Origin of the sequence: Paenibacillus sp. PCH8, assembly GCF_002968835.1 — a bacterium.
Taxonomy (GTDB): domain Bacteria; phylum Bacillota; class Bacilli; order Paenibacillales; family Paenibacillaceae; genus Paenibacillus.
In genome coordinates this window covers 275,003-297,214 of the sequence record NZ_PKQK01000002.1, presented here as the reverse complement: position 1 = coordinate 297,214, position 22,212 = coordinate 275,003, and the positions used below count along the sequence as shown (strand labels likewise).

Annotated in this window: 20 protein-coding genes and 1 riboswitch; of the genes, 15 read left to right on the top strand and 5 right to left on the bottom strand. The window is 46.3% G+C overall.

Annotated features, from left to right (window positions below; translation table 11 throughout):
* The first annotated feature begins 1 nt into the window (after nucleotide 1).
* Nucleotides 2–880: an ROK family protein gene (locus C0Q44_RS13900; protein ID WP_105407919.1), complete on the top strand. Its 879-nt coding sequence runs from the start codon at nucleotides 2–4 to the stop codon at nucleotides 878–880.
* Nucleotides 881–1,056: 176 nt separating this feature from the next.
* Nucleotides 1,057–2,058, top strand: a complete 1,002-nt coding sequence (locus C0Q44_RS13895; RefSeq protein WP_105407918.1) for an HRDC domain-containing protein — start codon at nucleotides 1,057–1,059, stop codon at nucleotides 2,056–2,058.
* 59 nt (nucleotides 2,059–2,117) lie between these two features.
* On the opposite strand, the gene corA is transcribed toward C0Q44_RS13895, so the two are convergent.
* The gene (gene corA, locus C0Q44_RS13890; protein ID WP_105407917.1) at nucleotides 2,118–3,053 is read right to left on the bottom strand and encodes a magnesium/cobalt transporter CorA; all 936 of its coding nucleotides are present in this window, start codon (nucleotides 3,051–3,053) and stop codon (nucleotides 2,118–2,120) included.
* 450 nt (nucleotides 3,054–3,503) lie between these two features.
* A riboswitch (SAM riboswitch) is annotated at nucleotides 3,504–3,627 on the top strand.
* Between the two features lie 235 nt (nucleotides 3,628–3,862).
* Here corA and metA point away from each other — a divergent pair.
* From metA to C0Q44_RS13860, 6 genes are all read left to right on the top strand, one after another.
* The gene (gene metA, locus C0Q44_RS13885) at nucleotides 3,863–4,780 is read left to right on the top strand and encodes a homoserine O-acetyltransferase MetA (protein WP_105407916.1); all 918 of its coding nucleotides are present in this window, start codon (nucleotides 3,863–3,865) and stop codon (nucleotides 4,778–4,780) included.
* A gap of 24 nt (nucleotides 4,781–4,804) precedes the next feature.
* The gene (locus C0Q44_RS13880; protein ID WP_105407915.1) at nucleotides 4,805–5,992 is read left to right on the top strand and encodes a PLP-dependent transferase; all 1,188 of its coding nucleotides are present in this window, start codon (nucleotides 4,805–4,807) and stop codon (nucleotides 5,990–5,992) included.
* Nucleotides 5,989–7,161: a trans-sulfuration enzyme family protein gene (locus C0Q44_RS13875; RefSeq protein ID WP_105407914.1), complete on the top strand. Its 1,173-nt coding sequence runs from the start codon at nucleotides 5,989–5,991 to the stop codon at nucleotides 7,159–7,161. The genes C0Q44_RS13880 and C0Q44_RS13875 overlap by 4 nt, the downstream gene beginning before the upstream one ends.
* A gap of 240 nt (nucleotides 7,162–7,401) precedes the next feature.
* Nucleotides 7,402–8,538 (top strand): cyclic dehypoxanthinyl futalosine synthase, encoded by a 1,137-nt coding sequence (gene mqnC, locus C0Q44_RS13870; protein ID WP_105407913.1) that lies wholly within the window; start codon nucleotides 7,402–7,404, stop codon nucleotides 8,536–8,538.
* Nucleotides 8,539–8,789: 251 nt separating this feature from the next.
* Entirely contained in the window at nucleotides 8,790–9,755 is a 966-nt protein-coding gene (locus C0Q44_RS13865; protein WP_105407912.1) for an aldo/keto reductase, read from the top strand.
* Nucleotides 9,755–10,768: a zinc-binding alcohol dehydrogenase family protein gene (locus tag C0Q44_RS13860; RefSeq protein WP_105407911.1), complete on the top strand. Its 1,014-nt coding sequence runs from the start codon at nucleotides 9,755–9,757 to the stop codon at nucleotides 10,766–10,768. Before C0Q44_RS13865 ends, C0Q44_RS13860 begins: the two co-directional genes overlap by 1 nt.
* A 198-nt stretch (nucleotides 10,769–10,966) precedes the next feature.
* Here the strand turns inward: C0Q44_RS13860 and C0Q44_RS13855 are convergent, their stop codons facing one another.
* The 4 genes from C0Q44_RS13855 to C0Q44_RS13840 form a co-directional block, all read right to left on the bottom strand.
* Entirely contained in the window at nucleotides 10,967–11,872 is a 906-nt protein-coding gene (locus C0Q44_RS13855; RefSeq protein WP_105407910.1) for a YitT family protein, read from the bottom strand.
* A 112-nt stretch (nucleotides 11,873–11,984) separates the two neighbouring features.
* On the bottom strand, nucleotides 11,985–13,223 hold the full coding sequence (locus tag C0Q44_RS13850; protein ID WP_105407909.1) for a cation:proton antiporter: 1,239 nt from the start codon (nucleotides 13,221–13,223) through the stop codon (nucleotides 11,985–11,987).
* Nucleotides 13,224–13,227: 4 nt separating this feature from the next.
* The gene (locus C0Q44_RS13845) at nucleotides 13,228–13,722 is read right to left on the bottom strand and encodes a cation:proton antiporter regulatory subunit (protein WP_036610059.1); all 495 of its coding nucleotides are present in this window, start codon (nucleotides 13,720–13,722) and stop codon (nucleotides 13,228–13,230) included.
* Nucleotides 13,723–14,015: 293 nt separating this feature from the next.
* Complete coding sequence (locus C0Q44_RS13840; protein WP_105407908.1) at nucleotides 14,016–14,423, bottom strand: hypothetical protein; 408 nt, start codon at nucleotides 14,421–14,423, stop codon at nucleotides 14,016–14,018.
* A 180-nt stretch (nucleotides 14,424–14,603) separates the two neighbouring features.
* Here C0Q44_RS13840 and C0Q44_RS13835 point away from each other — a divergent pair, with 180 nt between their 5' ends.
* The 7 genes from C0Q44_RS13835 (at nucleotide 14,604) to C0Q44_RS13805 (ending at nucleotide 22,070) form a co-directional block, all read left to right on the top strand.
* Nucleotides 14,604–15,548 (top strand): putative sporulation protein YtxC, encoded by a 945-nt coding sequence (locus tag C0Q44_RS13835; RefSeq protein ID WP_105407907.1) that lies wholly within the window; start codon nucleotides 14,604–14,606, stop codon nucleotides 15,546–15,548.
* A gap of 419 nt (nucleotides 15,549–15,967) precedes the next feature.
* The gene (thrS, locus tag C0Q44_RS13830) at nucleotides 15,968–17,905 is read left to right on the top strand and encodes a threonine--tRNA ligase (RefSeq protein WP_105407906.1); all 1,938 of its coding nucleotides are present in this window, start codon (nucleotides 15,968–15,970) and stop codon (nucleotides 17,903–17,905) included.
* 173 nt (nucleotides 17,906–18,078) lie between these two features.
* Entirely contained in the window at nucleotides 18,079–18,804 is a 726-nt protein-coding gene (locus C0Q44_RS31490; RefSeq protein ID WP_105407905.1) for a 3D domain-containing protein, read from the top strand.
* Nucleotides 18,805–18,916: 112 nt separating this feature from the next.
* Nucleotides 18,917–19,138, top strand: coding sequence for a hypothetical protein (locus tag C0Q44_RS13820; RefSeq protein ID WP_105407904.1), 222 nt, complete (start codon nucleotides 18,917–18,919; stop codon nucleotides 19,136–19,138).
* 185 nt (nucleotides 19,139–19,323) lie between these two features.
* Nucleotides 19,324–20,358 (top strand): cell wall-active antibiotics response protein LiaF, encoded by a 1,035-nt coding sequence (gene liaF, locus C0Q44_RS13815; RefSeq protein ID WP_105407903.1) that lies wholly within the window; start codon nucleotides 19,324–19,326, stop codon nucleotides 20,356–20,358.
* A 5-nt stretch (nucleotides 20,359–20,363) separates the two neighbouring features.
* Nucleotides 20,364–21,389, top strand: a complete 1,026-nt coding sequence (locus C0Q44_RS13810; protein WP_105407902.1) for a HAMP domain-containing sensor histidine kinase — start codon at nucleotides 20,364–20,366, stop codon at nucleotides 21,387–21,389.
* 18 nt (nucleotides 21,390–21,407) lie between these two features.
* Nucleotides 21,408–22,070 (top strand): response regulator, encoded by a 663-nt coding sequence (locus tag C0Q44_RS13805; RefSeq protein ID WP_105407901.1) that lies wholly within the window; start codon nucleotides 21,408–21,410, stop codon nucleotides 22,068–22,070.
* Nucleotides 22,071–22,212 lie beyond the last annotated feature (142 nt).

Below are 22,212 nucleotides of genomic sequence, written 5' to 3'. Positions count from 1 at the left end.
CATGACAATTTTAGGTGCAATTGAAGCTGGAGGAACCAAATTCGTATGTGGTATTGGAACGGAAAGTGGGGAAGTGCTTGAACGCGTAAGCTTCCCTACAACGACACCCGAAGAGACAATGGCTCAAGTCATTTCTTTTTTTGAAGGCAAAGGCATTGAAGCTCTGGGTGTAGGTTCATTTGGTCCGATTGATCCGATTGAAGGAAGCCCAACATACGGTTTCATCACGACAACACCGAAACCGCACTGGGGACAGTACAACATGATTGGCAAGCTCAAGGAGCATTTTGACGTGCCGATGACATTCGATACCGATGTAAATGGTGCAGCACTTGGGGAAGCCACGTGGGGAGCAGCACAGGGCCTGGAGAGCTGTCTGTATATCACTGTTGGGACTGGCATTGGTGCTGGAGCTGTGGTGGGCGGTAAAATGGTGCATGGATTGTCACATCCGGAGATGGGACATATTATCGTACGCAGACATCCAGAAGATACATACGAGGGTTTCTGTCCGTATCATGGTGATTGTCTCGAAGGTCTTGCAGCAGGTCCGGCCATTAACAAACGTTGGGAGCAGCTTGCCTATGAACTGCCAGCAGATCACAAAGCCTGGGAGATCGAAGCACATTACCTCGCACATGCATTGATGCATTATGTTCTGATTCTCTCTCCGCAGAAAATTGTTATGGGTGGCGGAGTGATGAAGCAGGAGCACCTGTTCCCGATGGTTCGCAGCAAACTGCAGGAACTGCTTGCGGGGTACGTTCAGCATCCGGCGCTTCAATCCGACATTGAGCAGTATATTGTATCTCCAGGATTGGGTGATAACGCAGGTCTGTGTGGTTCACTGGCGCTGGCCAAATTGGCGTTAAACAAGTAAATGAATAAGGCATTGACGAATTTTACCAATGTGGTATGATATGGGCAACAGCATAGCACGGTTAAATGAGGAAGCACCTCTCTTGCATGGATTTTGCAGGAGAGGTGTTTTTTGTGCTGCCTGTAGGTAGCTTATTTAACCCGTATAGGCTGAAATGTCAAAGGGAGGGAACAGGAATGGAAGTCATTTTCATGAACAGATTATCCAGAATATCAGATCAGAATGCAGAATATGCGCAGCTATGGATTGGTGAAGAGGAAGATAGTTGGCAACTGGGATGGAGCCGCTATGAGGAAGGAGATCGCGAAGATTGTATCTGGTACGAAGGTACTTCCTGGGAGGAACTGCTTCATATCTACCGTCATCAGCTTGCCATACAGATGAGTGAGGGGTATCGTCCACAGCTACAGGGTTTATTTCACGAGAATGATGATCTGAAATCACGCAGTTACGGCGGTCAGCGGCTTCATTGTTATAGCGAACTATATGGAAATGAGCAGTTATATACGGATCTTTGCACTTGGCGCAGGAAGAAAGCCGTATCTGACCGGAAGGCACCTTATTTTATTTCCACGAATCGTCTGCTGCGTTTGATCAGTGCCTTTGTTCCGCAATCGATGGATGAACTGATGCAATTGCCTGGAGTGGGGGAGAGCAAAGCAGCCGAATATGGTACGGAGTGGATGGAGATAACGAATGGGATAGAGCGTTCAACGACGTTCCCGCTGGACTGGGTGTACACTGCCTTAAAGGAAGATGAATATGAGAGCTGGTTATACAAACAGAGAGAGCAGAAATACAAGCAGGAACTTGACAAGTTCACTACCCGCAAGCAGGTACTTGAAGGCATGAAGGAAGGTTATACGTTAGAGGAGCTCGTCAGTCGATCCGGATTGTCCCGGCGGGAGTTAATTGAGTTGTTGGAGACATTGGATCTCGAAGGCTATGACACAGACTGTTTATTGGATGTCGAGTTGGCAGTTATGCCTGAGAATGAACAGGAAGCTGTATGGAGTGCATATGAGGAGCTGGGAGATACGTTCCTGAAGCCTGTATTACATAAGGTATATGGAGGAGAGAAACCCGAAGGAGGAAGTCTGGAACAGGTCTATGAGAGATTGCGTATGATACGCATCCGGTTTCGCCGGCACATGGAGACAGAGAAGAATGTTGGCTAGGTGAAGAGTACAAAAAAAGACGAGGCGTTCCTCCCTGTGGAGCGCTTCGTCTTCGTTATTCATACCCAATCTTTTTTGCGGAAAATGAAGAACATGCTCAGGCCGAGTGTAACCATCAGCCCGATAACTACAAAATAACTATACTTCCAGTTAAGCTCCGGCATATTCGTGAAGTTCATCCCGTATATACCCGTAATGACCGTCAGCGGCATGAAGACCGTGGTAATCGCGGTGAACACACGCATGATCTCATTCGCCCGATTCGCAATACTGGATTGGTAGGCTTCTCGCAAGTTTCCCATCAGGTCGCGATAAGTTTCAAAGGTTTCAGATATTTTAACGGCATTCTCATAGATGTCACTGAAGTACTTTTGCAGTTGATCATCAATGAGACGCAAGTCTTTTTTATTCAATGTATTAATGACCTCTTTCTGAGGTCCAAGCACTTTTTTCAGCCATAGAATCTCACTGCGAAGTCCGATGATCTCATTCAGATGTGACTTTTTGGTGTGCATCAGAATGTCTTCCTCAAGCTTCTCAATTCGGGCTTCAATTCGGTCACCTACGGTAAAGTAATTATCAACAATCAAGTCCACCAGCAGATAAAGCAGGCGATCCGGGGTGCTGATTTCCTGTTCCCACAGAATCGGCTTCAGTGTGCGCAGTTCGCTGATCTTCTGCTTCGTAACACTGATAATAAAATGTCTACCGAGGAACATGTTGACCGCACGCAGAAATATTTCTTCGTCATCAAAACGAATACTATTAATCACAATAAAATAATGGCTCTCATAAATTTCGATCTTCGGACGTTGTTCTTCGTCGCTGAGACAGTCTTCCACTGCCAGATCATGCATGGAGAATAACGGCTGAAGTATAGCCAGATCGTCCACGTCCGCATCAATCCAGTAGAATCCTTCTGCTGGTGGAGTCAGCGCCTGCTGAATATCATCCACCGGGATAAATACACCGTTGTTTACCAACCGGATTTTCATTGTTTATCTACTCCTTCTGCACCCGCCTATCTGGCGGATATGTTCAATATTGGGCGCAAAAAGAAGAGATCAGCCGGTCGGCAGCGGAGCCTGGAGATCAGGGCTGCGTTCACTTTATAATCAAACGGAAGTCACGTCCCGCTGCCGGCATGCTGATGTCAATTCTCTATGCAGTTTGTAGGAATTCGGCTGCCAGTCAGGCCTCGGGTCGCCATCCATTTAATATGTCACCTCTCACATAAGGGTTATAACACTTGTTTAGTATACCGCTGGTACAGGGTGCTTTCAAGCGCAAAAATGTGTCTATTTCGCGCTCTGAGGCAGTGTATGACAATGGATGATGAACAGTTCCGATTCGGGAAGCAGACATCGAACAGCAACTTGACGTGAGGGCATTAATGTAATAAAGTAGACGGTGAACCATATTAAATTACAATCTAATACAGCGAAATCTTATCAAGAGTAGGTGGAGGGACTGGCCCGATGAAACCCGGCAACCGGCGGTATACCGCACGGTGCTAATTCTTGCAGCGACCAAGTGTCAAGTGGCACTGTTGTAACTGAGAGATGAGAGAGGCGCATATCTATTTACATATGACCTTTCTCGGAATCCGAGGAAGGTCTTTGTCATATGCCCCGACTTCTCAGCAGTGATTTTCGCTAAGGAACTTGAGCTTGTATGTACCTGGATGGAAGTACAATTCAATGTCTGTAGACAAGCTCATGGCAGCCTGGAGCTGTTTGGATGTGAACACATCAAGCAAGCGATAGCTGCATCTATCTATGCACAAGGAGGAGTTAGACTAACTATGCCAATTAAAATACCGGATACGCTGCCAGCAAAAGAAGTGCTTGAAGGAGAAAATATCTTCGTCATGGACGAAACTTCTGCATATCAGCAAGATATTCGTCCGCTCCGTATCGCTATATTAAACCTGATGCCCACAAAGGAAACGACTGAAACGCAATTGCTTCGCCTGCTGGGAAACACACCGATTCAGGTAGATGTCGTTCTGGTACATCCCAAATCCCATACATCCAAGAATACGTCGCAGGAGTATTTGGATTTGTTCTATAAAACCTTCGATGAGATTGAGCATCGCCGTTTCGACGGCATGATCATTACGGGCGCTCCAGTGGAACAGATGGATTTCGAAGACGTGAACTATTGGAAGGAAATTCAGGAAATCTTTGAATGGACCAAAACCAATGTAACTTCGACCATGCACATATGTTGGGCTTCCCAAGCGGGTCTATACCATCATTTTGACGTACCCAAGGTTCCGCTGGATGAAAAGTGTTTTGGCGTATTCCCGCATACCATCAACAAACCCCATGTTCCGTTATTACGTGGATTCGATGAAGTGTTCAACGTTCCGCATTCCCGTCATACGGAAGTGCGACGTGAAGATATTGAGAAGAACGAGAAACTTGAGATTTTGGCTGAATCCGAGGAAGCTGGTATATTCCTGGTTGCGACCAAAAATGGCAAGCAGATTTTTGCTACGGGACATGCTGAGTATGACCCCTTCTCATTAAAGTGGGAGTATGACCGGGATGCTGCGAAAGGCATGGATATCGCACTGCCTAGACATTACTATCCGAATGATGATCCTTCCCGTGTGCCTCCGGCAACTTGGCGAGCGCATGCGAACTTATTATTCTCTAATTGGCTCAATTACTATGTGTACCAGGAAACACCTTACGATATTGGCCCACAAATCTAATCGAGATTACAGGAGGATGCAGTAATGGAAGACAACAACAAGTTGAAAATCGAAAGCCGTTTAGCTCAAATTGGGTCCATTAATGAACCGGTAACAGGCGCCATTAACTTTCCGATCTATCAATCCACTGCGTTTCGCCATCCGAAGCTTGGACAAAGCACGGGATTTGATTATATTCGTACGACCAACCCGACTCGCAAGGTGCTGGAAGAAGCAGCAGCAGCACTGGAAGCCGGTGATGCAGGGTTCGCCTGTAGCTCGGGTATGGCCGCGCTGCAAACGATCTTTGCCATGTTTGGTCAAGGAGATCACCTGATTGTATCGCTGGATCTGTATGGTGGAACCTACCGTTTGCTTGAACGCATTTTGTCCCGTTTCGGCGTAACAGCAAGTTATGTGGATACAAATGACCTGGTAGCACTGGAAAATGTCCGTCAGTCGAATACCAAAGCGGTATTCATTGAGACGCCAACCAATCCACTGATGATGGTCACTGATGTGGAAGCCGTCGCTTCCTGGGCGAAGGATTACAACCTGTTGACCATTGTGGACAACACATTGTTGACTCCATTTTTCCAGCGTCCAATTGAACTGGGTGCCGATATCATCATTCATAGTGCTACCAAATATCTGGGTGGACATAATGATGTGCTTGCCGGATTAATTATTACCAAGGGTGAGGCGTTATCTGCTGAAATGGCGTTCCTGCATAATTCAATCGGAGCCGTATTATCTCCAAGTGATTCCTACCAGTTAATGAAAGGCATGAAAACGCTGGCGCTTCGTATGGAGCGTCATGAGTTCAATGCGCTTACTATTGCCAAATATTTGCTTGAGCATCCAGCGGTGGGTGAAGTGTATCATCCAGGGCTGTCGGATCATCCTGGATATGAAGTGCAGAACAAACAATCCACTGGCAACACAGGCATCTTTTCGTTCAAAGTGAAGGATGCACGTTATGTGGAACCATTGCTGCGTCATATCCAATTGATTGCTTTTGCCGAAAGTCTCGGTGGAGTGGAATCGCTTATGACTTATCCAGCGGTACAGACTCATGCGGATATACCGCTTGAAATTCGGGAAGCCGTAGGTGTGGATGACCGTCTATTAAGATTCTCCGTAGGCATTGAGCATGTGGATGATCTGATTGCAGATCTCGGCAATGCTCTGACAACAGCTCAACAGGAAGTTGAAGGAGGCGTGCCATCATGAGTGAGTCCAACAAAAAGCCCCATTCGGACTTGAAATTCGATACCAAGCTGCTTCATTTCGGTGATGAAATAGATAAAACAACGGGGGCTTCCAGTGTACCGATCTATCAAGCGTCCACGTTCCATCATTTTGATATCTTCAATCCGCCTCAACATGATTACAGCCGTTCAGGTAATCCGACACGTCAGGCTTTGGAAGATTACATCACACTGCTGGAGGGCGGAGCACGAGGATTCGCTTATTCATCGGGAATGGCTGCGATTTCAAGCGTGTTCATGATGTTCTCCGCAGGGGATCACATGATTGTAACGGAAGATGTATATGGAGGTACATATCGTTTGCTTACTTCCATATTGAGCCGGATGCAGATCGAGACGACCTTTGTAGACATGACCAATATAGATGAAGTAAAAGCGGCGCTCAAGCCGAACACCAAGGCAGTTTATATGGAAACACCGTCCAACCCGACCCTGCGTATTACGGATATCGCTGCTGTAACTGACTGGTCAAAGGAACATGACCTGATCACAATTCTGGACAACACCTTTATGACACCTTACTATCAGCGCCCCATTGAGCTGGGTGTGGATATTGTCGTACATAGTGCTACGAAGTTTCTCGGGGGTCACAGTGATGTACTTGCAGGGTTAGCCGTTGCTCGTACGGAATCACTTGGCGTACAACTGAAACAGTTGCAAAATGGACTCGGAACTGTACTCGGGGCTCAAGAATCCTGGCTTCTGATGCGCGGGATGAAAACCTTGGGGGCTCGCATGGCTCATAGTGAACAGAGCACAGCCAAACTGGCGGCATGGCTTAATGAGCGCAGTGATATTCCCGCTGTCTTTTACCCAGGGCTGGAGGATCATCCTGGCCGCGAGGCACATGAACGCCAATCAACAGGATATGGAGCTGTCGTTTCGTTTGACGTCGGTTCAGGGGATCGTGCAAAAGCCGTCCTTAACCGGGTGAAGTTACCCATTGTTGCTGTAAGCTTGGGAGCTGTGGAAAGCATTCTGTCTTACCCAGCGATGATGTCTCATGCTGCAATGCCGGCTGAGGTTCGCCGTGAACGTGGTATTACAGATGGCTTGTTGCGATTCTCGGTGGGTCTGGAAGACATCGATGATCTGATTGCCGATTTGGACCAAGCTCTACAAGACTCCTAATCCATAGGGCATCTTGATGCTCGAATAAGTGTAGTTTAATATCAAATATATTCGATCCCATATGTAAAAATTTTTACTTGTTTTTAAAGCACCTGTACATAAGGTGCTTTTTTTCACATGTAACCTGTGTTACGATATGTGGAGTACAGAAATGCGATGTTGCCACCAGAACTTGCTTCTTTTGAACAAGTTGTGACGGATCGTCATATTATTTTCTCTTCATGAGGGAGGCTTTTTACGATGAGTACGGTAGACCGTATCTTAGATAAAGCCCTTCGGGGCGAACGTTTGGACTTGGAAGATACGATTGAGCTATTTGAATCCAATGAAGTGGACAAAATCGGGGCAGCTGCGAATGTTATTACGAAACGCATGCACCCTGAACCATACAGAACATTTGTGATTGGGCGTAACGTCAACTACACGAACGTGTGTGATGTGTACTGCCGTTTTTGTGCTTTCTACCGCAGACCTGGTTCGGAAGAAGGATATGTACTTCCGGATGAAGTCATTTTCCAAAAGATTCAGGAAACGGAAGATGTGAATGGTACCGAGATTCTAATGCAAGGTGGAACGAATCCGAATTTGCCTTTCAGTTATTATACAGACCTGCTGAAAGCCATCAAGGAACGTTTCCCGAATATCACGATGCATTCCTTCTCTCCAGCTGAGATTATGAAAATGGTTGAAGTGTCGGATGGTCTTACATTGGAAGAGGTTGTACGCGCCATTCACGAAGCTGGACTGGATTCCTTGCCTGGTGGCGGAGCTGAAATTCTGGATGACCGCACACGTCGGAAGATCAGCCGTCTGAAAGGTTCTTGGCGGGATTGGATGGACGTGATGCAGACCGCTCATCGCATCGGTATGAACACCACCGCAACGATGGTTATCGGTCTTGGTGAATCGATGGAAGAGCGTGCACTGCATCTCATGCGTGTGCGTGAAGCACAGGATGAATGTATTGCGAACAAGTATGACTCCGAAGGTTTCCTGGCATTCATTCCATGGACATTCCAGCCGGATAATACGAATCTCAAACTGGAGCGTCAGACTCCGGAAGAGTATCTGAAGACCGTAGCCATCAGCCGACTGGTACTTGATAATATCAAGAACATTCAATCCTCTTGGGTAACTATGGGTCCAGAGATTGGTAAAAAGTCTCTTGAGTTTGGCTGTAACGACTTCGGTAGCACCATGATCGAAGAGAACGTTGTATCGGCTGCGGGTGCAACATACAAAGTGAACATTGAATCCATTCTTCGTTTAATTCGGGAGTCCGGCTATATTCCGGCACAACGCAACACCCGATATGACATCCTGCGGATGTTTGATGAAGAAAATGCGATCCATGAAGATTTTGTGATGCAGAACTAATTATTAATTATTGGAATCTGACAATGCTCCATATGGAGCATTGTCAGATTAGTAATGTGTTGGATCAAGCCCGCCGGCAACTCCGTTTGGAGCGTCGGCGGGCTTTTTTCGAATCAACATAAGTTCAACGGAAAGCCCTCGAGATCATCAAACAGTACATGTTACGCATTTGCCGATATTTTATAATGAATTTGAACTGTTACAATGAAAAGGAACTTGTGCAGGCAGACATGCTGGGAAGGAGCAAGATGATGAAGAGAAGAACACTTGGAAAGACAGAACTGAACGTACCTGTATTGAGCTTTGGAGCATCCTCACTCGGATCTGTATTTCGTGATATTGATCGGGACGAAGGTATTCGTACGGTACACGCTGCTGTAGATGCGGGGTTGAATTATATAGACGTTTCGCCCTATTACGGGTTAACGAAGGCGGAGACTGTGCTTGGTGAGGCTATTCAAAGCTTGCCACGCAGTTCTTATATTCTATCAACAAAAGCAGGACGTTATGGGGAAGATGAGTTTGATTTTTCACGTAAGCGCATTCAGGATAGCGTGCAAGAAAGTCTGGCGCGACTGCATACGGATTATATTGATATTTTATTTCTGCATGATATTGAGTTTGCGTCACCAGAGATCATTATAGAAGAAGCCTTTCCAACGTTGCTTCGTCTGAAAGAGCAGGGAGTTATTCGTTATGCTGGGGTATGCGGATTACCACTGTCCTTGTTCGAAAAGGTACTGCCGCGGATTGATGCGGATGCCATCATCTCTTACTGCCACTATGCATTGAATGATACTTCACTGTTATCCTTGCTGCCGCTGCTGGAAAAAAAGAATATGGGCCTCGTAAACGCTTCGCCTCTTTCTATGGGCTTGTTAAGCACCCGAGGTGCTCCTGCCTGGCATCCGGCAGATGACCGAGTGAAACAGCTCTGTCTGAAGGCTGCTCAATTCTGTGCAGAACAAGGCAGTGATATTGCCAAGCTGGCCGTGCAGTTCTCTACGGCAAATGAACGAATTCCGACAACATTGGTTAGCAGTGCTAACGAGCGTAATATCATCAATAATGCATCCTGGATCGAAGAACCACTAGATCAGAGTCTGCTGGAAGAAGTGCTGAAGATTCTTGCTCCATTGCAAAATGCGACTTGGCCTAGTGGGCGAGCTGAATATAGTACGAACAACAGCAACATGACTTCCAAGGGGGAACAGTGATGAGAGCGATTGTATGTGAAGAAATCGATCGGTTGGTGCTTCAGGACCTGCCTCAGCCGGAAAGGGCGGAAGGGGAAGCTCTGGTTGCCATCAAGCGGATAGGAATCTGCGGAACAGATCTGCATGCATACAAGGGGAATCAGCCTTTCTTCACCTATCCTCGTATCCTTGGTCACGAACTGGCAGGCATTATTGAAGAGATTGGACCTAATGAAGCAGGGCTACAGGCGGGAGATCAGGTCACTGTCATTCCGTATCTGCATTGCGGTCATTGTATTGCATGTCGTTCGGGTAAAAGCAATTGCTGCGTGTCCATGCAAGTTATGGGTGTGCACGTCGATGGAGGCATGAGAGAAAGGGTTACTGTACCTGTCACCCATCTACTCAAAGCAGAAGGGTTGACGTTGGATGAGACGGCGATGGTAGAACCATTAAGTATTGGTGCCCATGCCGTTAGGAGAGCATCAATTCAGCCGGGGGAGCATGTGGTTGTGATCGGCGCAGGACCGATTGGACTCGGTGTGATGGCATTCGCCAAACAGGCCGGGGCCCATGTCATCGCCGTTGATCGTAATCTCGACAGGTTGGAGCTAAGCAGGACTTGGGCCGGAGCAGATGACCTGGTTCAGGCGAATGAACAAGCCTTGCAACAAGTGGCTGAGATAACGGGAGGCGCCTATGCTACGGCTGTCTTTGATGCCACAGGTAATGTGAATTCAATGAATGGAGCCATTCAATATGTAGCGCATAGTGGTCAGTTAATTTTTGTAGGACTGGTGAAAGCCGATATTACCTTTCATGACCCCGAATTTCATAAACGGGAGATGAGCATTCTGGGGAGCCGAAACGCGACTCGTGAAGATTTTGAACACGTCCTATCCACCTTGCGTCAGAAAAAGTTGAACATGGATGGCTATGTCACACATCGGGTGGGTTTTGATGAGTTGCCTAAGGCGATGGATCAATGGCTATTGCCGGATTCACATGTAGTCAAAGCGATCGTTGAACTCTAATAACAAGTGCCGTTAATCAAAAAAACGCTCTCTGACCTTATTGGACAAAACTGTTCATCCATAAGGTAAGAGAGCGTCTTTTTTGTTTTTTGTATAGATATATAAGTTGAAATATCAGTTACACGATAACAGCGATTGAAGGGTGTTCTGTCATCGTAGTGTCAGGGTAAATATCTTTAGTGCAACTTATATAATCTATTATTTTTCCGGATTTGTTACAATGCCCGCATGTGGATCAATGTGACGCACAATGGATTTAAGCCAGATCATCTCCAGGACGTGAACTTCATAATAAAGTGCTCCGGGAATTTGTCTGATCCATCCTTCAGTCATAGCGAGTTGTGTTGAGTCAGAAGCTGCATCCAGCGTTCCAGGTTCACGGCGCAGCCGTTTGCGTACAGCTTTTTCAACTTGAGCGCTTTGCGTGGTCAAAATGCATACTTTGCGTTTGGAAGAGAAACCCCTGAACGCAATGTACACCATTTCATAAGCAATAAGATAGGCGATTACGGAATACATCGCTTGGTCCCAGCCAAAGACAACACCAGCGGCTGTCAGTATCAACAAGTTAAGCAGCATGATTATTTTTTCGATAAGCATCCGTTTTCCGCTAAATACACGTTCAGGTGGGCGGGAAGACGGATCACCGATTTCCAGCGTATCCAGTGTCCCGCCATACCGTACGACGAGCCCAATTCCGAGTCCGAGGCATAATCCGCCAAACATGGCGGCAGCCAGCGGATGCTCTACAAGTGGCGGCATGGGATGAAGCACAATGGCACCGATCGAAAAGACAACCAGACCTAGAACAGTAACCAGTACAAATTTCTTCTGCACAATCTTATACGATAGAAATATAAACGGAACATTGAATAAAAATAGGAACAATCCAATCCTCATTTCGGTCCAGTGGGCGAACAGTGAGGAAATGCCTGTAATGCCTCCAATAATGATCTTATTGGGGTGTAAGAACAATTCAAGTCCCACGGAGGCCAGAATTCCGCCCGCAATCACGAGCAACAAGTTTAACCAGCGGCGGGTAGACGATATTCTGGTCTTGGCGGTGTGTGGCACCGGATTAGCCGATATCAGAGGTGCTTTCATAGGTCATCCTCCTTTGTGCGGCTTTCGAGCCATTCTCCCTGGGTTAGTCACAGAAAGATCGGCGTAGAGCCGCGAAGTACGATCGTATACCTGTTCTGTACAGACATAGAACTTATCCTTCTTTCTGCAACACCTTAGGTTCTTCTTTCTTTTTCCGATGATCTTTAAACTTGAATATTTTATCCAATAAACGGAATACATGTTTGGATTCTTTGGTTAATAAAGGACCCAGAATGGCCAGAATCAGGACATACAGCGCGGCAAACGGTTGAATCATTGGCAATAGTCCTCCCGCTTTACCCATGTTGGCCAAAATGATGGAGAATTCACCCCGTGACACGATGGTCAATCCAATATTGGCCGACGCTTTAGGAGATAGTCCTGCACTACGTCCAGCGAGCATGCCTGCCAGGAAGTTACCGAACAATGTAATAACAACTGCAATTAGAGCCAACCATACGGCATCGCCACCCAGGGACAACGGATCAATGGACAATCCGAAGCTGAAGAAGAAGATAGCTCCAAAGAAGTCACGGAACGGCAGAATCAAGTGTTCAATTCGTTTTGCATGTTCCGTTTCAGCAAGCACCAGTCCGACCAGTAATGCACCGATCGCTTCGGCAACATGGATGGTTTCAGAGAAGCCGGCTACCAGGAACAAGGCTCCGAATACAACGAGCGAGAATAGCTCATTTGATCGAATTTTAAGCAACTTATTTAGTAACGGTGTTGCTTTGCGTCCAACGATAATCACGATCAGCATGAATCCAAGGGCAATAAGTGCGGACATGATTACGCCTCCGATGGAGGATGAATCACTGAGTACAAGTCCGGACAGGATCGAGATATATACAGCGAGGAATACATCTTCGAACATAATGATACCCAGTATCATTTCCGTCTCCGGATTGGCGGTTCGTTTCAAATCGACGAGTACCTTGGCTACAATGGCACTGGAAGAGATAGTGGTTATACCTGCGATGATAAGTGCTTCTGCGGCCGGGAAGCCGGAAACAAAACCGAATATGAGTCCCAGCGTAAAGTTAATTGCGATGTAGATCGAGCCGCCAACTGCAATAGAGCGGCCCGATTTAATTAAACGACCTACCGAGAATTCAAGTCCAAGGTAGAAGAGGAGGAACAGGATACCGATCCGACCCATGAATTCAATAAAAGGCTGACTTTCAATAAACCGGAAGTCCAAATGCCAGATTTTCATGGCATGTGGTCCAACGGCCATCCCGATCAGGATGTAGAACGGAACGACCGAAAATCTTAGTTTTGCCGATAAAAGGCCGGCTGCCGCAATGAGCACAAGGGCCAGACCTACTTCGAATATCAAATGATCCATCTATTTACCCCCTTCCAGTCAGGAGGAGGGATTTAAATAGTTTCTGCTGATTGCGTTCGCCAACGGCTACCACCGTGGATTCTGCACTGATAACTACCTCCGGACCTGGGCTGATATGTTTTTTGTGATTTTTCTCTACAACGGCAATGACCGTTGCCCCAGAGTTTTGACGTACATCCAATTCACCAATGGATTTACCAATAGATCCAAAGGATGGTTCGATTTTGTACCACTCGATAATCAGGTCGTCAAATGTGACTTCAATATTTTCAAGCTGCTTCGGTTTGTAGGTCAATCCACCAACAATGGCAGCAATCTGTCTAGCTTCGTAATCGTCAAGCGTAATCATGGAGATGCTTTGATCTGGATCATCATACTCGAAGTGATACATTTCTCGGCGACCGTCATCGTGAATAATAATGACGATTTTATCACCGCTGCTTGTTTCAATTTGGAACTTTTTGCCGATTCCCGGCAAGTCTGTTTCGCGTACATCCATGGATAGTTGCCTCCTTATAATTAGGGGCTGGACACAGAAGACAGGCTTATTTCCCGAAATATAATAATCTGCTGCTCATGGGAACATCAAATGATGCGGGTAAACAGAGCCAGAAATTCCTGACACAGCCATATGATTTGAAATTGTCGGTGTGTGAGTACAACAAAAAAGGTATTGTCGTAAACATGGGTGTATCTAACGTTTGCTAAAAGGGTTAAAAGTTATGCACGAGCAAACCGTCTTGAATACAGAGGTGTCTCCATGCAAAGCGACCTGTAAATACGTTGTAACGACTAGTGAAGTGCGTTCACGTATCTTGGTGCTATAGGGGTGAGGGATACATACATGCTGGTGAATTTAATAGGTAGCAGAAATAATCTGCGTTTAAACAGGCAATACCACGGTTTAAAGGATAGACCCGGTGTAGGAATTCGCAACATTAATAACAATGCGAGGACAAGAAAGACAGGCTTGTTATGCGTTACCGCAATCAGCTTGGACATGACTTGTGGATATTTGCGAATGGCAGGTTTCTGCTGGGATTCGGGTATTTGTAACAAAACCTCTTTATTGGAAGAAGTCGCGTCAACAGATACCCCGACGGCAGATTCGGACTGCACCGGAATAGGGAAGCACAAGGCTTGGAAAACGCACAAAATGATAATAATGGTGTAGTGGAGCATTCTTGGCTGTTGTATCATTTTGGCTTCCCTCCTTTTCCGTGAAACATACTGTTATTAAAATAATAACACATTTTTGTCTTAACTCCAAACCTGTTCATAAATATACTGAGAAATCATGACACGCTTTCCATCAATCCGCTTCGTATATCCCCATGTGCCTTGCCATATACTTTGAACAGGAAGAAAGGAGTGATTCTTATGGAACTGTTCGCTGTATGGACCGATGTATCAGGGCAAGAGGAAGCAGATCAATTTTATCGTTGTGTTAAGGAGAAAACCAAAGGTTTACATATAAGTAAAAGAGGATTTCGGCTCACCTTCAAACATAATGATGGAAGAGCAACCTGGGTGTGCAGAGGGAATGAGAATCACGAAGACTTCCAGCAGTGGCTTCCCCAGATTAGTGATCTGCTTTCTCTTGGATTAGCCGACTTCATTATGAGTACACAGGAACGGAACTTGGTGGAGGATATGATTGCCAAAGCTTGCTCTGTCATGGATGAGCATGAGGTGGAGAAGGTCAATCGGATCTGCATGCCTCTACTATTAAATGGTGATCTGGATCAGCCCGGGCTTCGGGAACGCCGCCGTACCACGCTCGCCAGTGGGTTAAGGCAGGATCTGGAGGATGTTCATTTTTTTCACCTTGAAGGCATTCTCAATTTCCGTATCCGTCCATATAAGCAGGAGCTTCAGGAATTAGTGGAGTATGCGCTGGATGAATTCTGGATGGACCGCCAGTATGAAGAGTTTATGGGGCTGTTAAAATATTTTGTATTCTTTCAGGAAGCCAAAGTCCCTTTAATTCATCTTGTTCATAAAGGAAATCATGAATTTCAAGTGCTCGATGCTGCTCTTCATGTATTGCCTGTTAAAAAAGATGAACAGGTTGTGGTCGAGATGCCAGGGCTGGAACTCGAGATGGATATCGAAGATATGATTGTGAGTACACTTATCTCCATATCTCCTGAGAAGGTCATGCTTCATACGCGTACACCGGAACTGCCGATCATCTCGACGATATGCCAGATCTTCGAAGACAAGGTGCAAATATGCCATCATTGCCCGGAATGCGAAGTACTGCGCTCAGGATTGCTCACAGGTCTTGACGCAAGTGATCTCGGCAATTATAATAACTGTTGATCCATGAATTAATTCATATGAACCATTGAACCAAAAGCGTTGACAAAGACAAGAACCACATGCAAGATCGGTGCAGAGAGAGGAACCTTGGCTGAAAATTCCTCCAGATATCACGTATGGTTTACCCCTTTGTAGCTGCAATTTTGAAAGTGGAGATAGAATGTCGCCTTTAGTTGGAGATTATCCGCGAGTAAGGATCTGCCGGGTCATGCCCGTTATCGTCATGCCAATGAGGGCTGTACTTCCGAATAAGGATGAATCAGCTGAATTAGGGTGGAACCACGAGTATATATCACTCGTCCCTTTGCCGGGACGGGTGTTTTTTGCGTTCCTTTGCAAAATGACTGGAATAGCAATAGATCATTAGTCCATAAACATCGTAGACACGAAGATTACATTTATTAGGAGGAATGAGACAAATGGCAGTTAACATTAAACTACCGGATGGTTCGGTACGTGAGTACGCGGATGGCAGCAGCATTGAGGACGTAGCCGCTTCGATTAGCAGCGGACTGCGCAAAAATGCCGTAGCCGGCAAGCTGGATGGTATCGTGGTGGACTTGTCCACAACGCTTCATGAAGGAGCATTGGTGGAGATTGTAACGTTGGATTCACCTGAAGGACTTGAAGTGATGCGTCATAGTACGGCTCACTTGATGGCTCAAGCAGTGAAACGTCTGTACGGCAACAAAGAGGTACATCTGGGTGTAGGACCTGTCATTGAAGATGGTTTCTTCTATGATATGGATCTGGAACAACCGCTCAATCCTGAAGATCTGCTAAAGATCGAGAAGGAAATGGAACGTATTGTGAATGAGAACCTTCCGATTGTACGTAAGGAAGTTAGTCGTGCGGATGCACTCAAAACGTTCGAAGAACTCGGCGATCCTTACAAACTTGAGTTGATTCGTGACTTACCGGAAGACAGTGTGATCAGCATTTATGAGCAAGGTGAATTCTTCGACTTGTGCCGCGGCCCACACGTTCCATCGACCAGCAAAATCAAGGTGTTCAAACTGATGAATGTCGCGGGTGCTTACTGGCGTGGAGATAGCAAAAACAAAATGCTGCAACGTATCTATGGTACGGCTTTTGTAAAAAAAGCACAGCTGGACGAGCATTTGCACTACCTCGAAGAAGCTCGCAAACGCGATCACCGTAAACTCGGCAAAGAGCTGGAGATGTTCACATTCTCCCAACTGGTTGGACAAGGTCTGCCGATCTGGTTGCCTAACGGTGCGAAGCTTCGCAGAACACTTGAGCGTTATATTGTGGACCTGGAAGAAAGCCTGGGATACCAGCATGTATACACACCTGTACTGGGTAATGTGGAATTGTACAAAACATCCGGGCACTGGGAGCACTACCAAGACGATATGTTCCCGAAAATGGTTATGGATAACGAGGAACTCGTTCTTCGTCCAATGAACTGTCCTCACCATATGATGGTGTACAAGTCCAGCATGCACAGCTATCGTGATCTGCCAATCCGGATTGCCGAGCTTGGTATGATGCACCGTTATGAAATGTCTGGCGCATTGACAGGTTTGCATCGTGTACGTGCGATGACACTGAATGACTCACACATTTTTGCACGCCCGGATCAGATTAAGGAAGAGTTCGCTCGTGTTATCGAATTGATCCAAACGGTGTACAAGGATTTCGGTATTCATGAATACCGTTTCCGTCTGTCCTATCGCGATCCTAAGGATACCGAGAAATATTTCCAGAACGATGAAATGTGGGAGATGTCCCAACGCATGCTGCGTGAAGTTGTGGAAGAGCTTGACCTTCCATTCTATGAAGCCGAAGGTGAAGCAGCATTCTACGGTCCGAAGTTGGACGTACAGATCAAAACAGCACTTGGCAAAGAAGAGACGTTGTCTACAGTTCAACTGGACTTCCTGCTTCCTGAGCGGTTTGAACTTGAATATGTGGGAGATGACGGACAGAAACATCGCCCAGTCGTTATTCACCGCGGTGTAATTAGTACAATGGAACGTTTCACAGCATTCTTGCTGGAGAACTTTGCAGGAGCTTTCCCACTGTGGTTGTCTCCGGTTCAAGCGAAGGTCATTCCGGTATCCGGAAACTTCGACGATTATGCGCGTGAAGTGGAAGCGAAGCTGAAACGTGCGGGAATCTCTGCTGAAGCCGATCTGCGGAATGAGAAGCTTGGTTATAAAATCCGTGAGGCGCAGCTGGAGAAAATGCCTTATATGTTTGTTGTCGGTGAGAATGAACGTAATGCAGATTCCGTATCTGTGCGTAAACGTGGAGAAGGCGATCTCGGCATGAAGCCGCTCGATGAGATTGTGGCTCAATTGAAAGAGGAAATCGCAACACGTCTGGTGTAACTGAACAAAGGACCATCGGATAACCAATGCATAAGGTGCGCTGATTTAGCATAATAACGTCTGGATAACATGGGATTCACCTATGTTATTTAGGCGTCTTTTCGTAGTTTAGCTGTGTAAAGTATATAAACATTGCTTTTTGGAAAACCTTTGCAGTGAGGGGAGGTTGTACAATGAATAAGCAATTCTCAATTACCAAAAAAAATATACGGTGTCTACTGGTTTACTGTGTGATGTTCGCCGGAATGATGATAAGTCTAAATCAGGCGGAAGCCTACACATTTGAAGAGGAAAGTGCAGTACTTCATGTCGAAAGTCGAAGCAGTTATCAATACAGCGACGAGGCTCAGCTGAACACAATGGTGTATATGGCTCTACTGTGGTCGCCACAGCCTATGATCATTCCAAGGCCGGAGCTTCCCGAGAAACCATTGACTAATCCCGCTATGCCAGTCCTAGCTCCGCGTTCAGAACAGGTGTTAGGCACTCAGAAGGTGACAGCAACAGGGTATACGGCAGGTGTGGAGTCCACAGGAAAAGGACCCAAACATCCACAATACGGAATTACCTATTCGGGTGTCAAAGTACGTCGTGATAAAGAAACAGTATCCACGATCGCTGCTGATCCGAAGCTGTTTCCAATGGGCTCCATTTTGTACATTCCAGGATATGGGTATGGTATTGTTGCAGATACAGGTTCGGCGATCAAAGGCCATAAAATTGATCTGTATTTCCCTACAACGAAGCAAGTGTATAAGGAATGGGGCAAAAAGGATGTAGAGGTACAGGTGATTAAGCAAGGCGCCGGTAAATGTACAGAAAAGATGCTACGGGAGTTATCTGACGCAATAGACGTATACAAATCCGTACCAGACTCTTGGCTGGACAAGGCCATTTAATTTGGAATGTTATGCCTGCATAACTGAAGTCCTCTCTTCACATAATATGGACTGGGGACGAACCCCGCGGTGCAGAAATGCAGCGTAAATATGAAGAGAGAGGTGATTCGTTGTGGCTAAAAAATCACAAGGATATCAAACGCCAAACGAGAAGTACAATGCAGAGTTTGGTCAAGAAAATGGAGCAAACAGCGCAGCATCTAAAGTGAAACAATCCGCTCAGAACAAAGTACAGGATAATTTCCAAACACCTGATGAAAAATTCAATGCCGAGTTCGGTGTAGAGAACAATGGTCAAACAGGCCAAGGTCGAGCAGGCAAATTCCAGAAATAAATGAAGATATAAAGATTCAGCACCCTGGAGCAACAGCTCCGGGGTGTTTTTGCGTGTACAGTTTTTACATAAATATCCTTCCATCTCAGTCTCAAGGCTGAGTTGACTTCCATCTGCCGCCGCTGTTATCAACGTCCTGTCTGAGGTACACTGGATACAGAATACAGACGAAGGAGACATGAGCGATGAAACGATCTACGCGGGACCGCTGGTGGGTTGGCATACCTCTTATTGCTATTGGTGCGATGATCTTGTTCAGACAATTGGGATATGACATTGATGTTGGATATATTTTCAGAACATATTGGCCGTTGTTTCTAATCTGGTGGGGTGTCAAAGGGATATCAGAGATTCGCCGCAATGGGGGTTACGCCTTCATTGGACCAGTCATTGTATTGTCTATCGGTGGGTATTTTCTTGCCCGTAACCTGGGATGGATAGATTACTCCATGGGTGAATTCATCCGTTATCTGATTCCAGTCATGCTGATTGGTGGAGGATTATTCGTATTAATTGGGCCACGGCGTCGTGATCGGAAGCATCATGACAAAATGCAGTCACCTCCACCGCCGGAGCAACCTTATAAACCGTTGTCCCCGGAGGATCTGGAGATGCCATCTTCGTTTGACGAACAATTCGAGAAGACATTTGGCAAACCGAATCAGGAGCAGAAGAATCATTCCCAAGGCTCGTTTAATACAGCTAAGGAAGACCCGGCATCCTATGAACATCAACAGTATCAGAAGCAGGGCGCTCATGGTACAAATCAAAAGAAATATGGAAAATATGATGACGATGACCAGTACGATAATGATCCTAACTACTATGGGGGCAATGGAAGTACAATTAATAAATCAGCGTTCATTGGAGATTTGTACATGGGCCAGGAAGTATTCTCGTTGAAACCCATGAATATCTCGGCATTTATCGGAGATACCGTAATTGATTTGACCAAAGCACAGATTCCTTATGGGGAGACGAAGATCGTCATTTCTTCATTTATTGGTGATGTGAAAGTATTTGTACCCGAAGATATGGATCTGGGTGTGACAGTGACGACGAATTCCTTCATTGGAGACATGTCATTATTGAACCAGAAACGCGGCGGATTCTTGAGTAGTGCCCAGGCTGAAACTGCTCATTATCATGAAGCAAGCAAAAAAGTACGGATTATTGTAAGTGTGTTTATCGGAGACGTCAAAGTCAATAAGGTGGGTTAACGCACATGATTCGAACGATCCTCAAGGCAAACAAATGGGAACTCATGATGTATTTTGTGCTAACGGGTCTGATTACGCTGGGTGGATTCTATCTATTGTATGGAGAGGTACTGATGGGGGCTGGCCGTCAACGGGCATGGACCTATGTTGCCGTTGTGGTGCTGGCCACCGTTATAACCGGATATATTGCCGCTTTGCGACTTCAACGCAAAATCGACCTGATTGATCTCAACATGTTGAAAGTGTCCAAGGGCAATCTGGCGGTCCGCATGCCTGAAGCGGATGATGCTTCGTTCGGTCGTGTTTATCAGGAGTTCAATGTGATGATGGATTCGATTGAGAAAAAGATGAGACTGCTTCAGCGCCTCGGTGAGCAAGAAGTCATTGAGAAGGAGCAAGCCTCAGAGCGTGCCGTGCTCGAAGAACGCAAACGAATGGCAAGGGACCTGCATGACACCGTTAGCCAGCAGCTATTCGCGATGCATATGTCGGCTTCATCCTTGCCGCGTCTGCTGGAATTGAATCCGGAACATGGTCATAAAGTGCTGGAACAGTTAATTCAGATGTCACATGTTGCACAGCGTCAGATGCGTGGGCTTATTGCACAACTCAGGCCCATGGAACTGGAGGGGCGTGATCTCTCCGGGGCACTGGATAGCTGGTTTCCTGATTATTGCAGGCAGAATGGTCTCAAAGGTGTGAAAGAGCTGGAACTGGATGGCGGAATCTCGGATGCCATTGAGCACCAGCTGTTTCTTGTTATTCAGGAGGCGGTTGCCAATGTGGTGAAGCATGCAGAGGCGGGGCTGGTCAGTTTGTCCATACGGGAGAGTGAACATCAGATCAGCATGAGTATCAGCGATGATGGTCAAGGATTCTTGCAACAAGCCGAGCGTCCAGGATCATACGGATTATCCACCATGCGTGAACGGGCGGAGAAGCTTGGGGGGCAAGTTCAGATTATATCGAAGCCGGGAGCGGGAACGACGGTACGGGTATTGATCCCGAAATTTCCGAATGTTCCGGAGTGAACTAGAGGGGGAGACGGAATGAGCGGTAAAGTTAACGTGATGATTGTAGATGATCATGATATGGTGCGAATGGGATTGAAAACGTATCTGATGCTGGAGCCTACTTTTCATGTAATGGGTGAAGCGGCACATGGGCAGGATGCGCTGGATCAGTTGCGTAAGTTAAATGACAGCGACATGCCGGACCTGATCCTGATGGATCTGATGATGCCAGTCATGAATGGCGCTGAAGCAACACAAGTGATCATGACTGAATTTCCAGGGATGAAAATTGTGATGCTCACCAGTTTCCTGGAAGATGATCTTGTTGTTCAGGCGATTGAAGCGGGTGCAGTCAGTTATGTGTTGAAGACGGTTTCGGCAGAAGAGCTGATCTATGCCCTTCAAGGGGCGTACAGAGGTATGCCTGTGATGACAGGTGATGTGTCGCAGGCATTAACGCGGGGAATCCGGCAGCGTACTGCGAGAGAGAGTGAATCCGGTCTTACTGAACGGGAGAAAGAAGTATTGCTGCTCATTGCAGAGGGAATGACGAACAAGGACATTGGGGAAGAATTACATATTAGTATCAAAACCGTGAAAACACATGTGAGCAACCTGCTTATGAAGTGTGAGATGGATGATCGTACACAGTTGGCTATCTATGCGCATCGTCAGGGCTGGGTGAAAACCAAAGGGTAAAATACCGACATGACGGGAAATATAATCTATACTTACTGGCTTTTATCTCCTTTTTAATTGTTTTTAAGGTACGGTTAAGGTTTAAAGTACAAAATAAGAACAGTTAAAGAATATCTCTTGTGAATAAGAGATTGGGAGGTAG

Bases quoted from the DNA above. Each gene is read 5' to 3' on its own strand.
- C0Q44_RS13900 (WP_105407919.1), top strand. From the start codon at position 2: ATGACAATTTTAGGTGCAATTGAAGCTGGAGGAACCAAATTCGTATGT.
- C0Q44_RS13895 (WP_105407918.1), top strand. From the start codon at position 1,057: ATGGAAGTCATTTTCATGAACAGATTATCCAGAATATCAGATCAGAAT.
- corA (WP_105407917.1), bottom strand. From the start codon at position 3,053: ATGAAAATCCGGTTGGTAAACAACGGTGTATTTATCCCGGTGGATGAT.
- metA (WP_105407916.1), top strand. From the start codon at position 3,863: ATGCCAATTAAAATACCGGATACGCTGCCAGCAAAAGAAGTGCTTGAA.
- C0Q44_RS13880 (WP_105407915.1), top strand. From the start codon at position 4,805: ATGGAAGACAACAACAAGTTGAAAATCGAAAGCCGTTTAGCTCAAATT.
- C0Q44_RS13875 (WP_105407914.1), top strand. From the start codon at position 5,989: ATGAGTGAGTCCAACAAAAAGCCCCATTCGGACTTGAAATTCGATACC.
- mqnC (WP_105407913.1), top strand. From the start codon at position 7,402: ATGAGTACGGTAGACCGTATCTTAGATAAAGCCCTTCGGGGCGAACGT.
- C0Q44_RS13865 (WP_105407912.1), top strand. From the start codon at position 8,790: ATGAAGAGAAGAACACTTGGAAAGACAGAACTGAACGTACCTGTATTG.
- C0Q44_RS13860 (WP_105407911.1), top strand. From the start codon at position 9,755: ATGAGAGCGATTGTATGTGAAGAAATCGATCGGTTGGTGCTTCAGGAC.
- C0Q44_RS13855 (WP_105407910.1), bottom strand. From the start codon at position 11,872: ATGAAAGCACCTCTGATATCGGCTAATCCGGTGCCACACACCGCCAAG.
- C0Q44_RS13850 (WP_105407909.1), bottom strand. From the start codon at position 13,223: ATGGATCATTTGATATTCGAAGTAGGTCTGGCCCTTGTGCTCATTGCG.
- C0Q44_RS13845 (WP_036610059.1), bottom strand. From the start codon at position 13,722: ATGGATGTACGCGAAACAGACTTGCCGGGAATCGGCAAAAAGTTCCAA.
- C0Q44_RS13840 (WP_105407908.1), bottom strand. From the start codon at position 14,423: ATGATACAACAGCCAAGAATGCTCCACTACACCATTATTATCATTTTG.
- C0Q44_RS13835 (WP_105407907.1), top strand. From the start codon at position 14,604: ATGGAACTGTTCGCTGTATGGACCGATGTATCAGGGCAAGAGGAAGCA.
- thrS (WP_105407906.1), top strand. From the start codon at position 15,968: ATGGCAGTTAACATTAAACTACCGGATGGTTCGGTACGTGAGTACGCG.
- C0Q44_RS31490 (WP_105407905.1), top strand. From the start codon at position 18,079: ATGAATAAGCAATTCTCAATTACCAAAAAAAATATACGGTGTCTACTG.
- liaF (WP_105407903.1), top strand. From the start codon at position 19,324: ATGAAACGATCTACGCGGGACCGCTGGTGGGTTGGCATACCTCTTATT.
- C0Q44_RS13810 (WP_105407902.1), top strand. From the start codon at position 20,364: ATGATTCGAACGATCCTCAAGGCAAACAAATGGGAACTCATGATGTAT.
- C0Q44_RS13805 (WP_105407901.1), top strand. From the start codon at position 21,408: ATGAGCGGTAAAGTTAACGTGATGATTGTAGATGATCATGATATGGTG.